Below are 15,125 nucleotides of genomic sequence, written 5' to 3' on the forward strand. Positions count from 1 at the left end.
TGTTGAGGGTGTTTTTTATTGCCTAAAGCTTTAGTAAATTGTATAAAATCAAAGAAAGCTAGAATTAGAAGAAGGTAAGAAATGGAAGAAAAAGTAGCTTGTTTAGAATGCAATACTTTGATTTTGATTGATACAGCAACAAAAAATAACGGTCTATGTGTACCTTGTGCAAAAGGTTATAGGAAACAAATAGAAGAATCTAAAAAACGTTATCAAGATGATAAAAAATATAGAGACTCAGAAGAATATAAATATTGGTTAAATTTATCACAAAAGGTATCTTGTGTAGCTGATTTAAGAAACTTAGCTTTTGAAGAACAAGTCTATTTTGTTATAAATGTGTTGATTGGAGAAGTATTTAATGGTGGATTTGATCAGTATTTCTATAATAGTTCAGGAGATTATTATGCGGAGACTGTACGAGCCCTCGAGGAGCTAAAAGCTTTTAAAAGTTTAGAGTTATTGGAAAATGCCAAAGTAGAATTATTTGGGAGTGTGGATGTTCCAAGTGATCAGCAGTTAAGATTTGATATATTAAATAGCAAAGGAGACGTAGAAAATATCGAATTAGATAAATTAGATAAAATATTTTGAGAGCTTCCAGATCAGCTTGATCAAAAACTACAGCATTATGTTCAATTAAAGAATTTGTTTAAACTATTTGAGTGAATTTACAATTTATTTAAAGGTAAATAAGGTGAGTTTTTCATTGCTTTCTTCCATTCAATCAAAGTACATATCAAAGTTGACGGAACGATCATAATCAATGAAACATATAGAAAAACGTTAATATTATTCCATGTCAGCATGGTGAGAATAAAAATGAAAGGCATCCACATAAGACATAATAAACAGCCATACCCAAATGCTTTCAAAAAATTTGCAGTCAGTATTTTTTCCTTAAAGAAATGTTCAAATAATAAGTTGGTAATCGTAGCAGGAATAAATCCAAATAAATAACCAAAAGGAGTTATTAAAAACAATGCACCTATCATTGGAAGAACAATTGAGGGTGTGATTAAACCTTGTAAAAAATGTTGTGGATTTCTTTGAAAAATTGATGCGTGAAATGTGATAGCAACACAAAATGTCCCAATAAAAGGGCCAATTACGGTAAAAGCAGGCTTTTTTGTAATTAGATTTTTTATGATTTTCATTTAATTATAGACTTTAATTTTATGCAATATATCATAGAAAAGCCCCTACATGTGTAGAGGCTTCCGTTTAAAAACTAAACCTTAAGACACTTTATCACCTGCTTTAGCTCCAGTTTCAGGTGAAATCACCCAAACACCTTCGCCATTGCCCGCAGCCAAAACCATACCGTTAGAGATACCAAAACGCATTTTACGAGGTGCAAGGTTAGCAACCATCACCACCAATTTGCCTTTTAGGTCTTGAGGTTCATAGAACTCACGAATACCACTGAATACATTACGTGGTTCAGCTTCACCAACATTTAAAGTCAATTGAAGAAGTTTGTCAGAACCTTCAACCGTTGCAGCATCTAAAACTTCTGCGACACGAAGATCAACTTTCATAAAATCTTCGATGCCAATAATTTCTGCCTCACCCACTTTAGGCTCAGGCTTTTTCTCTTTAGCTTTTTCTTTTTTCTTCTCAGCTTTTGGAGCTTCGGCAGCAGCAGCTAAAGAGTCTTTAGAAGCATCAACCATCGCAGTTACAGCTTTAGGATCAACACGTTGCATTAAAGGTTGGAACAATGCAATTTCATGATCAGCCAATACAGTTTTTGCTGAAGCAAAGTTGAAGGATTCAAGTTTCAAGAAATCCTGAACTTGTTGAGCCAATGTAGGCAATACAGGTGCAAGGTAAACTGCTAACTGACGGAACAGGTTAATACCTACAGAACACACGTCATGAACTTGTTGTTCTTCACCTTCAATTTTCGCAAGCGCCCAAGGTTTTTTCTCATCGATATATTGATTGGCTTTGTCTGCAAGCGCCATGATCTCACGGATTGCGGTTGAGAATTCACGTGCTTCATAAGACTTAGCAATCGAATCACCTGCATCAATAAAGCTTTGAACCAGTTCAGGTTCTGCACAGGTTGCAGATAATTTATTGTCAAATTTGGTGTTAATGAATTTTGCACAACGGCTCGCAATATTCACAACTTTACCGACCAAGTCAGAATTTACTTTTTGAACAAAATCGTCAAGGTTTAAGTCAGAATCTTCAACTTTATCCGAAAGCTTAGACGCAAAGTAATAACGTAAATATTCAGGATTTAAATGGTTGAGATAGGTTTCTGCTTTGATGAAAGTACCACGTGATTTAGACATTTTCTGACCATTGACAGTCAGGAAGCCATTTACGAATAAACCTGTTGGGGTACGGTAGTTTGCACCTTCAAGCATTGCAGGCCAGAACAGCGCATGGAAGTAAACAATGTCTTTCCCAATGAAGTGATAAACTTCATTTTGAGAATCTTTTTTCCAATAATCATCAAAGCTTAAGTCAGGACGTTTGGTTTTTACATAGTTCTCGAAACTCGACATATAACCAATTGGCGCATCAACCCAAACATAGAAATATTTATTTGGTGCATCTGGAATTTCAAAACCGAAATAAGGTGCATCACGTGAGATATCCCAGTCATTCAAGCCATTTTCAAACCATTCATCTAACTTGTTTGCGATGGAAACAGGGAGACGACCTTCGTCACGTGTCCATTTCTGCAAGTATTCTGCAAAGTTTGGCAGTTTAAAGAAGTAATGATCTGATGATTTTTCAACAGGTGTTGAACCACTCAAAGTCGATTTTGGATTGAGTAATTCAGTTGCGTTATACGTTGTACCGCAGACTTCACATGAGTCGCCATACTGATCTTCCGCTTTACATTTCGGGCATGTGCCTTTGATGAAACGGTCAGACAGAAACATTTGTTTTTCAGGATCAAATAACTGTGTCACAGGGCGAATCGCAATATTGCCTGCTTCACGGTTTTTGATATAAATCTCAGATGAGCGGTTTTTATTTTCTTCACTATTGGTTGAATCGTAGTGATCGAAATGTACACCAAAACCATCAAAATCACGGATATGTTCTTTTTGAACATTGGCGATTTGCGCTTCAGGTGTAATGCCATTCGCTTCTGCACGAAGCATGATCGCTGTACCGTGTGCATCATCCGCGCAGACATAAGTCACGTTATGACCCATTGCACGCATGGCACGAACCCAGATATCTGCTTGGATGTAGCCGAGTAAATGACCCATGTGAATCGGACCATTTGCGTATGGAAGGGCGTTAGTGACTAAAATATTTCGCACGGATATAACTCTCTTTCTCAAAGTTAATGCAAGGGCATTGATTTTAACGTAATTGCTATGAAGATGCACAATAGAATAGGTGAATTCTATTCAAATGTAGATTTTTATACAATTTCACATTTTCATCGAACCATTCGGATAGAATATTGCTGTCTATTTCCAAATTTGTAATTGCTGAGAGTGAGCTGACCATGATTCATAAAAATACTTTTGATAATGATAGGCTTGATCACGATTTCGATGATGACTTTGATCGTGAAGTCACCCGTATTCCGCAAAATAAAGGCAGTCAGCAACAACTTGGAAAAAATATCTTAAAAGAAGCACAAATCTACCTTGAAGATATTGCTGAAGATGAGCATGGTTATTTACAGAAAACCTTACATCAATTGGCTGAACAAGAGCCTTATTTCAATGTACTTGCGGATGAGCTCAATCAGGAATTGGATGCCAAAGTGGCTAATGATGCTTTGTATTTATTGAATTTTTGGCAAGAGATTCATGAAGTTGAAGATTTAAAAAGCTTTAATCTTTTGAATGTGGTGAATGGTCAACATTTTCAAACTGAGTTTTTTGAAGCTTTTGATGCACTTGAAATTGGTGAAAATAAAGCTTCGCGTAAGCATGTGATTGAAGAAGCTTTTAAACTGTATGATTTGGGGTTATATGCAGGTTGTGCGCCAATTTTGTATGCACAATTGGAAGGTTTACTCACCGATGTTTTAATTCAACATGGCTATTTAAAACAACAAGATAGCAAGTTTGTCGATGTCTATAAAATCGTACCTGGTTTAAAAGGTCATGAAATTAAGAGTTTGTGGCACAAAGCCAAAATTGCCCATGAGTTGAATCCGTATTTTTCAGAACTTGCAGCTTATAAAATGGATAATAGTTCAACTGTGACTGCGACTCGTCATAATATTTTACATGGCACAGAGTTAAATCATTTTAATCGAGGGCGTTGTTTTGTGTTGTGGGTTTGGTTATTGAGTGCGGTGAGTTTTATGGCAACTGTGAAATAAAAACAGATTTTATTGATGTTATATACTTGAAGTTATGGATAATGCTTTTTTGTATGTACGATATTGAGAATTTCAATTGAATCAAATAAAACCTGATAAATAATCATGTAATTGGGATGTACAATCCTTTCTCTCGTCCCAGAAACTCGACCTATACGCCCACTGTATGACATATCAGCAAGGCTCTCAGCCGTATTTAAAATTTCATCTTCGAGATTTATTGCGGCTTCAGGGTTTTGAATGAAAATATAATCAATAATTTCCTCTAAGTCATGAACAGCGTTTATTTTCCAGTTAACGGTCAAGATTTTTTAATCTTTCTTCGCGCTTTTGCTTCATGCGTTCAATAACTTGATCATGTGAAATGGATGGGCGTGAATCGACAATAGACTGTTCAACTTTGTTTTTCAGCCATTCATTGTAATTTTGTTCCATATCCGCATCGTCAAATTCTGACACGAAAGGATCAAATACTTCATTCATCACGATCACTCAGGTTGATTGTTGATCATATTTTAGCATATTCAAAATGTAATCAAGCAAGAGAAATGTAGTGTGATATTTGTTGAATCAATTCAATATTGATCATTAAACTTCACCCAAATTTCACATTGCTCTCATCTAAATCACATTTCATCCATGCACACTCAATCTAAGATCAAAAAGGAGAATATTAATGCGATCTTGGACACTATTTTTCTCGGCAATCTTTGCCAGTGTAATGGCTGTTTCCAGATTGGTGATACCATTTTGTTTGTTTTTAAATTTTTATCATGGTGATTTATTTGTTGCAGCATCAGACCGAACTGCACAGCGGGGCATAGAAGTGATGCTCTATCTCACCCCGATTTTAATGCTATTGGGCATGATCTGTTTTTGGTTGATTTTAAGATGTCTAAGCCAACCACAGAAAATATTTGAACTGAAACAGTGGTTTAAGCTTATTTTTAAATTAGGTACATTGTGGTTTTTTCTGATCTTTTTCTTCCAGTTCCTTGATGGTCGAATGGGTGAAATTCAGGAGAGTTTAGGCTTTGGTATTATCAGTCTGATTGTATTGTCAGTTCCGCTTTTGATTGGTTTGATCAGTGCCAATATCATGTATTTAAAATGTTTCTTACCGATGCGTAATCTAAATCAACGCACCACAAAGGTCGCTAAATATAAACTGATTCAGACTCCGCCACTATAAAAAATATGCTAAAAATAACGCTGATATCAATGAATGAATTTTAAGGTAATACATATGCTGAAATTGATTGCAGAAGATTTTATTCAAGAGGATAAAATAGAGGTGGTGTTGCCTTTGTATCAGGAATTGATTGAAAAAACCAAACAAGAGCAAGGCTGTATTGCTTACGATCTGTATCATGATTTAAAACAGATTGGTCATTTTGTCTTTATAGAAGAATGGGTAGATCGTGCTGCTTTGGACGCACATGTTGAATCTGAGCATTTTCAAAGACTTGTTCCTCTGATTGATGCACATAAACGACAGAATGGTGTGTTTACCCATTTGCAAAGTTATGAGGCATTGCTGACACCCCTGAGATCAGTTTAAAGATTTTGCATCATTGAAATTGTTGCTGCTCAATTCGGCTGATCAGTTGAGAGATTTGCTGTTTTACGGTATTTATTTTTCTAAAATTTCGCTTAAACAGCGGTCTTTCCCAATTCATGTTCTGAATAAGTTCAATCCGAAAAAAACCTTGCTTGGTTTGAAACGGATTATACCAACCCACATCAATGAGCAGATTTTTATCTTTAAATTCAATCTGTAATAAATCTTCAGAGAGCTCATAACAAGATTCTGAATTTAAACGGTCGTCTTCTGTCAGCCATGAAATGGTATCGTATGTCACCACAGAACTGTGTAAGTCTATTCCCCACCAAAGATAAGTCAGTTTTTTATTTTCCATATTCATCCTCAATCATATTTTTAATTTTTACAGCTTTTTCAAAATGATCGAGTTGATGTGTTTGAATCCACCATGTCGCTACTTGCATCAAAGTTTCAGGATCATCATTTTTGTTGGCGAAAAATGCATAAAAAGATAGACCGACATTTTCACCTTTTTTGGCAATTTTATCGTCACAGATTTGGATGATTTTATTTCTTAAATGTTGATTCATAGTGCTGGCTAAAACCTGATGAGCGTAAATAGAATCCTAACCTAGAATGGTCATTTATTCATGCGCATTGATTGCAGAAAGTGGCTAAATTTTTTCGCTACAGTATGTTGCTCGATTGTTTCAAATTGCAGTTTTTAAGCCTTAAAGTATTTTCTATTGGTATAACAAAGCTGTGGTAATTCATTTCAAACAAATGAGGAATAAGCCTATGACCAGTTTAGACGATTTAAAAAATAAAGCTTCTGAAGTGAAAGATGATTTAAAGCTCAAAGCAAAAGAAGCAACGTTGGGCGCTGAAAAAGTGGCAGATAATTTAAAACACAAAGCGCAAGAAACTTTGTTGAAAGGTGAAAAAGCCTTGAATGATTTAAAACATGGCAAAGATGAAGATGCTTAAACTTTTGTTTTAACGAAAAGCTGTTAATTATTCAATTGACGGCTTTTAAATGTCTTTACGTGTCCATTCAATTTTTTTAACTTGATTATTAATGATTGTGAAGGTGTAGCGGATATTATCAATATCATAAGTATAATCAGACACAGTTACAGTGGTTTCTCCCTCTTTTGTTTCATAAGAATTCATTGAAACTGGTGATTGATTAATACGTGAACTCATCTCCGTAAGGCTATCTCCCACTGAAACAATTTGCCCTGAATCCGTACGAACAGAAGAGGCAGCAGTTCCTGCAAATACAGTATTTGAAAGCAAAAGTGTCAAAATTAAAGTAAAAATACGAAACATGATTAAACCTATTATTTTTAGAAAATGAAGGATTTACTTTGTAAAATAAATTCAAAAAATACTATAACGAAATTGCCAGCTAAAGTTTGTATCGGAAATATTAACGAAAAATTGATCAATTAAAAAAAGGAAAGAGATGAATATTTTAATCTGGGTGATTCTCGCTGTTGTTGTCATTGGATGTTTATTTATCTATCGAATGTCTAAGAAATCAGGTCAAATGATGTCAGATGCAATGGGCTATGCACAGCGTTTTGGACGAATTCCTCAAGCTGAGTTAGATAAAATATTGATAGATCCTGAATTTATGACATGGTCACAAGAAAAAATAAAAGTGATCTCTCCTGATCAAATTAAAGCACAAGGTGAAGCGCGTATTTTTGGTCAATTGTTCATAGACTATTATCGAGAGCGAAAACATCAAGGTCAATAACACTGAATTTTCTGATGTTAAGCCAGAAATATTAAATTAAACCAACTAAATCACTTGGATTTATAAGCACATTCAAAAAGCTGAATAGAAGTATGCTTAACCTTGATGCGATTTACAGTTACACTAAGCATTCAGTATTTGGTGTATTTGCAAATTTGGAGCAAATCTATGTCGTGGCTTTCTTCGCTTAAATCCGTTTTTTCTCCTGCACAGGAGGTGAAAGAGGAAGAAATCCAAACTGTTTTGCAAAACTATATTTTGCCCAATTCTCAAAATGGATTAAAAGACCGCATTACACAGGTGAATGTGGAAGGTCGTGTATTGCAACTCACCATCAATACATATCCTGAAGAGGCAGACCATTTACAAAAAATTCATGATGATTTGGTTGATGCTTTGGAAAAATGTGGCATCGAAGAGTTGAATATGCATGTAATTCAACAGAAAATTCAGCATGATCATTCACATAGTCATGCGCATGGACAAAGTTGTTCAAGTGATTCACATGGTCAGTCAGGGCACAATTGTTCGTCTAAACCTAAAGCTGAAAATAAAAAATTACCGCCAGTGGTTGATGCTTCTTCAAATGTAGGAGCACCAGTTCAAAAGCAGACTGAAAGTAAGAATGCAGAAGAAGATCCGAACAATCCGCCGATTCAAAAAGCTGCACCGCAACAACGTGATATTCCGAAGCATCCACGCATTCAAAATGTGATTCTTGTATCTTCAGGTAAAGGCGGTGTAGGTAAATCAACCACGACTGTGAATTTGGCATTGGCTTTACAAAAACTGGGCTTAAAAGTGGGTGTTTTAGATGCCGATATTTATGGACCAAGTATTCCAACCATGCTCGGCAATGAAGGTCAAACACCGAAAATTGAGGGTGAAAACTTTGTTCCGCTTGAAGCTTATGGGATGGCGACACTTTCGATTGGTCATTTGATTGGAAAACAAAATACGCCAGTCGCATGGCGTGGTGCGAAAGCAACAGGTGCTTTAATGCAATTGTTCAATCAAGCACTTTGGCCAGACCTAGATGTCTTGGTGATTGATATGCCACCAGGTACAGGTGATATTCAATTGACCCTTGCACAACGTATTCCAGTGACGGGTGCTGTAATCGTGACAACGCCACAAAACGTTGCTTTGATGGATGCAGTAAAAGGGATTGAACTGTTTAATAAAGTTCAAATTCCTGTGATTGGTGTGGTTGAAAACATGTCGACACATGTCTGCTCAAACTGTGGTCATGAAGAGCAAATTTTTGGCACAGGTGGTGGTGATCTATTGTCAGAACAATATGACATTCCACTCCTCGGACGCTTACCTTTAAATGTACAAATCCGTGAAAATGCTGATGCAGGTAAACCATCTGTGGTTGCAGGAGATGCTGTGGCGGAAAACTATATTACGATTGCAGAAAAAATTGCTCAATCTTTGCCTAAAGTCGAAAAAGACCCACAGAGAATTTTCTGATATTGTCCTTAAACAATACCTCTCTATTTGTATGATAGAGAGGGCATCAAAATAGTTTGAGGAAACAATGAAAAATCTAAATCTACTCAATAATAAAATATTTATGAGCCTTGCCAATACAGCCAATGGGGATGTAAATGGAGCAACACGTTTTTATTATAATCAAAAAGGCAAAGTAATCACGGCAAAATATGAAGGTGGGGGGGTGCAAGTTGGTTCAATCATCGGGCAAATGCTCACTGAAGATAGTTTTGAAATTTGCTATCAACATTTAACAGTAACAGGTGAATTAAGAACTGGATATTGTAAAACCAAAATCGAATTACTCGAAAATGATGTCATTAAACTCGTAGAAGATTGGCAATGGCTAAATGGGGATCTTTCAACAGGACATTCTGAGCTAATCGAAGTTGTATTAAATTAAAAATCAGTCAGCTTGTTTGTTCTAACTTTGTGGAATAACAAATGATGATAAAGCCCTGATTCTAGCTCAAAGATAAAATGGATTATTGGTGATGTAATTCGCTATTATTGCGATTATTCCATTTTTTAACCACACTCCAACGCCAGTAAATACGCGTAACGATAAATAATAATGCTGCAAAGACTAGGGCTTCGATTAATAACCCAGTCGCTAAAATTTTAGCTAAACTCAAATCAATATGACCATGTCCAAAATTTTTAATCCAATTGATAATTTGGTGGAAAACACCGATTAACATGTCTTTATTGATCATATGGACATGATAAATCTTTGAACCAATCCAAAAAGCTAAAAACAAAATTGGTACGATCGTTAATGGATTCATAATCCAAGAAAGCAGTAATCCAATCGGGAGGTTGGCTTCAAAAATTAAAATTGTAAAAACAATTAGAACAGTGTGAAAAGGTATTGGTAAAATTCCCCAAAACGTTCCAATAAACATGGCTTTAGAAATAGATTTTCGATTGACATACCAAAGCATTGGACTTAAGGCTTTATTGCCAAAAATCTTCATGAATTTCAAATTTTTGACTCGCTCTGGGGATGGAAGCCAAGACTGAAAAAAATGCTTTGCCATAAAAATAGAAATAAAAGAGACCTTACTATTGTGCCTGAATCGTGCAAAAAACGACAGTATTTATCCATCTATTACAAGTGAGGTAAATTGTAAAAGAAGCAACTTGAGTAAAGATTAGGCGAATAAACTGAAATAAAACTTAAATTCAACAAGTAATTAGGGGAGATAAAAAGTTGCTTCAAATGTGCATACCAATCTATGAAAAATTGTTCTAAATTTTGGGGTGTAAAGTGATTTAAATCACACATTAACTGTATGTTAATTAAGGGATTCATTCAGGTCTTGGATGTTTAATAAACATTAATCTGCATGTGACTTTGTAGTTCTAAATTCTAATTTGTAATCTAATATATTGATTAACATATAAATGTTGAAAAATTATGACAATTTGCAATAAGTTCTCTTACAAATATTTTTTTGCCTATTTAAAACAAAACAATTAATCTGCGCTTATTCGATTTGTGAGGTCAGTTAATGATTTCATGGTTTTTTGTTGGCTTGGTCGTGACAATTCTTTTGACACCTGGACCAACCAATACGCTTTTAGCATCTTCTGGAATTCAAGTTGGAATTCGTAAATCTCTCGGGCTCATCCCCGCAGAGGCGCTTGGTTATTTTATTTCAATTAGTTTATGGGGCGTAATTATTGGAAGTGTGTCAAAGCATTTTCCAAGTATCCCTGTTATTTTAAAACTGTTTAGTGCTGGATATATTCTATTCTTAGCATTAAAACTATGGCGTACTTCAGATCATGTCGAAAACTTTGATCAAGCTACAATTGGCATCCGTGAGTTATTTATAGCAACGCTTTTGAATCCGAAAGCATTGCTTTTTGCTTCTGCGATTTTCCCTGCATTTGTATGGCACAATTTATCTGCCTATATTTCACATATGCTTGTGTTTTTGATGTTGATTATTCCGATCGCATTTTTTTGGACATTTATTGGTTCAGTACTTTGTAGCAATAAAGTCACGTGGTTGAATCAACGAAATATGCAGAGAACAGCATCATTGGTTTTAGTCAGTTTTACCGTACCTTTAAGCTATTCAGCAATTTTAAGTCTTTAAATTCATTATTTAAAATCTTCATCGCTATTTTAAATTTTAATATGCCTCAAGTTTGTAGATACAGACTTGAGTGGGTCTATTTTTCCAGAAACATTCCTTTCAAAAGCATTTTCAGTTAAAGTACAGCGCAGTATACAGCACAGTTTTGGGATAGAAATAAATGGCAATTAAGTCTGATCGTTGGATTCGTGAAATGAGCGAAAAACACGGCATGATTGAACCGTATGCAGAAAACCAAGTTCGTTATGATGAAAATGGTGAAAAGCTCATTTCTTATGGCGTTTCAAGTTATGGTTATGATGTACGTTGCGCACGTGAGTTCAAAGTGTTTACCAATGTTCACTCTGCAATTGTAGACCCGAAAAACTTTGATGATCGTAGCTTTATTGATATCGAATCTGATGTATGTATTATCCCACCGAACTCGTTCGCTTTAGCACGTACAGTTGAGTATTTCCGCATTCCTCGTAATGTTTTGACTGTGTGTTTGGGTAAATCAACCTATGCGCGTTGCGGAATTATTGTGAATGTCACACCACTTGAACCTGAGTGGGAAGGTCATGTAACACTTGAGTTCTCAAATACAACTAATCTTCCTGCACGTATTTATGCAGGTGAAGGTGTAGCACAAATGTTGTTCTTTGAATCAGACGAAGTATGTGAAACTTCTTATAAAGATCGTGGCGGGAAATACCAAGGTCAAACAGGTGTGACTTTACCGAAGGCTTGATAAAAAGTATTGATATTCAATAAATAAAAGTGAGTGGCAAGGAAAACCACTCATTCATTCATCGGAAAATAGCAAAAAATAGATGAATGTTTTTGCATTTGATTAAATAATTAGCATAATAGAAAGTGCGATATGGTTGGCAGAAAAGTCATTCTTCGCGATAAAAGTTAAGTGATATGTAGGAATCACTTTAAAATACGGATATTTAGAAAAATAAAATATGGTGCGGAGCATCGTGTACATTAGGAAGGTCAAAGATGACTACACTCAAATATACGGTAAATTTCAAAAGAACTTTACTGGCTACACTTATCGGCTTAAGTGTGAGTCAATATTGCTTTGCGCTAGAAGAATTGTCTGATGATACCTTAAGTGACTCGACTGGTGAGGGTATTGCCTTATTGCCAGAAAATTTTAGCATGCGTTTCAATGGTGTAGATGAAGCTGGTGTTGGAGCTGCGGGCGGTGGTTCTATTCGTTTGATCCCAGTTGGACCTCTTTCTGCAACGGCAGAAGCCAAAGGATTTCAAAAAGCCGATGTATTTGTAAACGGAATTTCTTTAGGACAATCAAAAAAGAATAATGGGGTAGGTCGTGATAAGGCTGACTGGGGGGTTGGTTTCGGTGCATTAGGGGCGGGTGCAAGTGATTTTGCACGACCAATAGACTCATGGGGGACAACATTAAATCCATGGATATTAAAGACTGTAACCGATGTAGTACCATCGTTTTCTGGTATTGCGAAAGATGTCTCATATCTAACGCTTGAAGCCCCTTTAATGAATCAAGTTATACCAACCACAGGTGCAGAATCCTCAGCATATAACTTAAAAATGGGGTTTTATGCAGATGCTTTTATGCGTGATAAAAATCAACCTGAAAGTATTACAAATAAAATGCAGGGGTTGTCAAATCGTATTCGTTTAGCTGCTGTATGGGATGGTTTTAGTGTAAATGGTTCAAGTTTAAAAGTATTTCGCTCTTTAGATGGCGTGGGTGTTGGTAATACTGGTGGTAAGTATGATGTCTATAAACTAATCCCGCAAAAGGATGCGTCTGGGAAAGTTATAGCATTTGTAAATGATACTGCGAACAAAGTGGGGACGTTTAATTACGGACTATCTAAGTCGTATAATCAAACATTTGGTGTGGCGGGTGTAGCCCGTTTGAATAGTGGTAAGACCGATAGTACTGATGCGAGAGGTAGTGTGTCGCTAGGAACGGTAACGCGTAATATTTATCAGCTTGATTTTTCAAGGAATGCTGATAATAGTGTCAAACGTGATACAGCAGGAAACATAATTTATACACAAGGTGTTGATCGAACAAGTAATCCAAATACATCAGATGGAGTGCTGCAAACCTATAGACCACCAGATGGTTCTCAAGCAACTACAACATATAATGGATTACCGTCAGGGGGGAGTTTCCCGAGTGGGGGGCAATGTGCTTCTGCAAAAAAACAAAATAACGCGGGAGCTGGTTGTACGGTACAAGAGGGAGTGACAGCTCGTCGCTTTGTTGCAACGTCAACTAATACATGGACAATGCCTGCTGCAAAAAGTGTGTTGAGAATTAGTACTCAAGAGTTATTAGGAACAGATGCAGTAGGGACCCCTGCCTTTGGTGGGGGAGTGCCAAACTTTAATGCAAATAGTTATCCGGATAAGAATGCAGAAGGGATATTTTTATATAATCCAAATATAAATTTGGTTTTAGGGGGCTTGGCTCAACCGTTGGTGTTAAGTACCGATGGTTCTAACTTTTCATTTGAACTTACTCGTATCCCTAAAAATGCAGCAGTGTATAGTAAGATTTATCAAAAATATTCAGATATTTCAGCTGATATGGCTTTAAATGACGGAAATACTTATCTCGGTAATACTTGCAATATCAATAAGTGTGGTGGGACACTGACGATCGGTGGTGTAAATTATCAAGACTCTAAGGCGACCCATAGTAGTATCACGATTGGTTCAACGGTTTACGATGCAACAAAAAACTTAACAACCGCTTATACTGGAAAAGAAGCCTTTGGTGTGTCAATAGGTGAGTTAAACACAGTGAGTGGTTTATCGTCATCTTTGATACAAGATTACACTCAGGTTTGGATGAAAAATAGGCAATTTAATTCAAGTTGTAATTGGTTGGGGACTTGTACTTATTCGTATGGTGCTTGGGATAGTAATTGGACAGCTGTTTCACCACAAACAGGAACTACTGCAAAACCTGACCCCTATGAAACTACCCAACGTCAAAATATGAATGGGCAAATTTTAGGTATACAAACAACGATGCCAACGAATATTCAAAGTACTTTAAATGGTATGACCCCTGTTGGTTCAGCGCCCAAAAATAATTTTGGATCTGCAGTAGTAGATGGATTACTTATCCAGCACTTTAAATTTACAACAACAGGGCTATAAGGGGGTATTCAAGATGAATATAAATAAACTAATACTTTCTAGCTTTTCGGTTTTTATGTTGTCAACTGTAGGTACGATAGGTCATTCAGAACAATTGATAGCCTTAACGGACAGTGATCTATCAGAGGTGAATGGTCAGGCTGGGGTAGATTTAGCTTTAAAAATGAGTTTGAATCATACCAGTGACTATAAGTTTGATAACTCAGTCTGTGCAAATAACAAACTTGAGTTTTGTCGTTTAGCGATTTCAGCGAATAATCGTTATGATGATGGTTCTAATGATAGTTATGATGCTACAGGTCAAAGAGTTATATCGACCACTGGAAAAAAACAATGGCTTGTTTTTAAAGGTATTCAGGGAACGATTAATATAGATAAGCTTGGTTTGGATGGTTCTGATGTAACCTTTAAGTCTAAGTCAGGTGTAGATACTTATCGCGGTGCATTAAATTTTTCTTTTGATGTAAATAAACCAATTAAAATTAGAAACTTAGGTTTTCAATCAATGTCGATTGAAACAGACAGTGATGTGGGAGTATCCAATACAAATGTTGAAGGTTTTTTAAATACAGCTAAATATGATAAAACAACAGATTCAGTATTTGATAAAAATAATCCAGATACTGGTGTGGCACGAGAAAAGGGATTTCTGGGGCTAAGTATGAATGGGAACCTATCTATCGGGGGGAATATAAAAATTTTCTCATGTTTAGATCATTCGCGTTGCTAGTTTAAGAG

Annotated in this window: 20 protein-coding genes; 12 read left to right on the forward strand and 8 right to left on the reverse strand. The window is 36.0% G+C overall.

The features are described 5' to 3' along the window. Positions 1–81 precede the first annotated feature (81 nt). Complete coding sequence (locus EXE09_RS04035; RefSeq protein ID WP_130116432.1) at positions 82–594, forward strand: DMP19 family protein; 513 nt, start codon at positions 82–84, stop codon at positions 592–594. A 77-nt stretch (positions 595–671) separates the two neighbouring features. On the opposite strand, the gene EXE09_RS04040 is transcribed toward EXE09_RS04035, so the two are convergent. Together EXE09_RS04040 and metG are read right to left on the reverse strand one after the other, a co-directional pair. Beyond that, on the reverse strand, positions 672–1,157 hold the full coding sequence (locus EXE09_RS04040; protein ID WP_130116433.1) for a hypothetical protein: 486 nt from the start codon (positions 1,155–1,157) through the stop codon (positions 672–674). Positions 1,158–1,238: 81 nt separating this feature from the next. Continuing rightward, on the reverse strand, positions 1,239–3,296 hold the full coding sequence (metG, locus tag EXE09_RS04045) for a methionine--tRNA ligase (protein ID WP_130116434.1): 2,058 nt from the start codon (positions 3,294–3,296) through the stop codon (positions 1,239–1,241). 191 nt (positions 3,297–3,487) lie between these two features. Here metG and EXE09_RS04050 point away from each other — a divergent pair, with 191 nt between their 5' ends. Next, on the forward strand, positions 3,488–4,318 hold the full coding sequence (locus EXE09_RS04050) for a hypothetical protein (RefSeq protein WP_130116435.1): 831 nt from the start codon (positions 3,488–3,490) through the stop codon (positions 4,316–4,318). 32 nt (positions 4,319–4,350) lie between these two features. Here EXE09_RS04050 and EXE09_RS04055 read toward each other — a convergent pair whose 3' ends face one another. Both EXE09_RS04055 and EXE09_RS04060 read right to left on the reverse strand, forming a co-directional pair. Next, positions 4,351–4,623: a type II toxin-antitoxin system RelE/ParE family toxin gene (locus EXE09_RS04055; protein ID WP_228257159.1), complete on the reverse strand. Its 273-nt coding sequence runs from the start codon at positions 4,621–4,623 to the stop codon at positions 4,351–4,353. Next, the gene (locus EXE09_RS04060; RefSeq protein WP_130116437.1) at positions 4,613–4,801 is read right to left on the reverse strand and encodes an antitoxin; all 189 of its coding nucleotides are present in this window, start codon (positions 4,799–4,801) and stop codon (positions 4,613–4,615) included. The genes EXE09_RS04055 and EXE09_RS04060 overlap by 11 nt, the downstream gene beginning before the upstream one ends. 193 nt (positions 4,802–4,994) lie before the next feature. Here EXE09_RS04060 and EXE09_RS04065 point away from each other — a divergent pair, with 193 nt between their 5' ends. Both EXE09_RS04065 and EXE09_RS04070 read left to right on the forward strand, forming a co-directional pair. After that, positions 4,995–5,510: a hypothetical protein gene (locus tag EXE09_RS04065; protein WP_130116438.1), complete on the forward strand. Its 516-nt coding sequence runs from the start codon at positions 4,995–4,997 to the stop codon at positions 5,508–5,510. A 54-nt stretch (positions 5,511–5,564) separates the two neighbouring features. Beyond that, positions 5,565–5,879 (forward strand): putative quinol monooxygenase, encoded by a 315-nt coding sequence (locus EXE09_RS04070; protein WP_068974804.1) that lies wholly within the window; start codon positions 5,565–5,567, stop codon positions 5,877–5,879. A 10-nt stretch (positions 5,880–5,889) separates the two neighbouring features. On the opposite strand, the gene EXE09_RS04075 is transcribed toward EXE09_RS04070, so the two are convergent. Together EXE09_RS04075 and EXE09_RS04080 are read right to left on the reverse strand one after the other, a co-directional pair. Further along, on the reverse strand, positions 5,890–6,237 hold the full coding sequence (locus EXE09_RS04075) for a hypothetical protein (RefSeq protein WP_130116439.1): 348 nt from the start codon (positions 6,235–6,237) through the stop codon (positions 5,890–5,892). Then, the gene (locus EXE09_RS04080) at positions 6,227–6,451 is read right to left on the reverse strand and encodes a DUF6500 family protein (RefSeq protein WP_130116440.1); all 225 of its coding nucleotides are present in this window, start codon (positions 6,449–6,451) and stop codon (positions 6,227–6,229) included. Before EXE09_RS04080 ends, EXE09_RS04075 begins: the two co-directional genes overlap by 11 nt. 208 nt (positions 6,452–6,659) lie before the next feature. On the opposite strand from EXE09_RS04080, the gene EXE09_RS04085 reads away from it, so the two are divergent. Further along, positions 6,660–6,848: a hypothetical protein gene (locus EXE09_RS04085; protein WP_068974801.1), complete on the forward strand. Its 189-nt coding sequence runs from the start codon at positions 6,660–6,662 to the stop codon at positions 6,846–6,848. Positions 6,849–6,893: 45 nt separating this feature from the next. Here EXE09_RS04085 and EXE09_RS04090 read toward each other — a convergent pair whose 3' ends face one another. Further along, the gene (locus tag EXE09_RS04090) at positions 6,894–7,193 is read right to left on the reverse strand and encodes a hypothetical protein (RefSeq protein WP_130116441.1); all 300 of its coding nucleotides are present in this window, start codon (positions 7,191–7,193) and stop codon (positions 6,894–6,896) included. A 136-nt stretch (positions 7,194–7,329) separates the two neighbouring features. Here EXE09_RS04090 and EXE09_RS04095 point away from each other — a divergent pair, with 136 nt between their 5' ends. The 3 genes from EXE09_RS04095 (at position 7,330) to EXE09_RS04105 (ending at position 9,526) form a co-directional block, all read left to right on the forward strand. Continuing rightward, positions 7,330–7,626: a hypothetical protein gene (locus EXE09_RS04095; protein ID WP_130116442.1), complete on the forward strand. Its 297-nt coding sequence runs from the start codon at positions 7,330–7,332 to the stop codon at positions 7,624–7,626. Positions 7,627–7,794: 168 nt separating this feature from the next. Further along, on the forward strand, positions 7,795–9,102 hold the full coding sequence (apbC, locus tag EXE09_RS04100; protein WP_130116443.1) for an iron-sulfur cluster carrier protein ApbC: 1,308 nt from the start codon (positions 7,795–7,797) through the stop codon (positions 9,100–9,102). 67 nt (positions 9,103–9,169) lie between these two features. After that, positions 9,170–9,526 (forward strand): hypothetical protein, encoded by a 357-nt coding sequence (locus tag EXE09_RS04105; protein WP_130116444.1) that lies wholly within the window; start codon positions 9,170–9,172, stop codon positions 9,524–9,526. Positions 9,527–9,608: 82 nt separating this feature from the next. On the opposite strand, the gene EXE09_RS04110 is transcribed toward EXE09_RS04105, so the two are convergent. Then, on the reverse strand, positions 9,609–10,169 hold the full coding sequence (locus tag EXE09_RS04110; protein WP_213073882.1) for a DUF2062 domain-containing protein: 561 nt from the start codon (positions 10,167–10,169) through the stop codon (positions 9,609–9,611). 468 nt (positions 10,170–10,637) lie between these two features. On the opposite strand from EXE09_RS04110, the gene EXE09_RS04115 reads away from it, so the two are divergent. The 4 genes from EXE09_RS04115 (at position 10,638) to EXE09_RS04130 (ending at position 15,117) form a co-directional block, all read left to right on the forward strand. Continuing rightward, positions 10,638–11,231, forward strand: coding sequence for a LysE family translocator (locus tag EXE09_RS04115; RefSeq protein ID WP_087553906.1), 594 nt, complete (start codon positions 10,638–10,640; stop codon positions 11,229–11,231). A gap of 160 nt (positions 11,232–11,391) precedes the next feature. Further along, complete coding sequence (gene dcd, locus EXE09_RS04120; RefSeq protein WP_067665328.1) at positions 11,392–11,961, forward strand: dCTP deaminase; 570 nt, start codon at positions 11,392–11,394, stop codon at positions 11,959–11,961. A gap of 257 nt (positions 11,962–12,218) precedes the next feature. After that, positions 12,219–14,387, forward strand: coding sequence for a hypothetical protein (locus tag EXE09_RS04125; protein WP_130116446.1), 2,169 nt, complete (start codon positions 12,219–12,221; stop codon positions 14,385–14,387). A gap of 13 nt (positions 14,388–14,400) precedes the next feature. Then, positions 14,401–15,117: a hypothetical protein gene (locus EXE09_RS04130; RefSeq protein WP_130116447.1), complete on the forward strand. Its 717-nt coding sequence runs from the start codon at positions 14,401–14,403 to the stop codon at positions 15,115–15,117. Positions 15,118–15,125: the final 8 nt, after the last annotated feature.

Source organism: Acinetobacter sp. WCHAc060025 (genome assembly GCF_004209355.1).
GTDB classification, from domain to species: Bacteria; Pseudomonadota; Gammaproteobacteria; order Pseudomonadales; family Moraxellaceae; genus Acinetobacter; species Acinetobacter wuhouensis.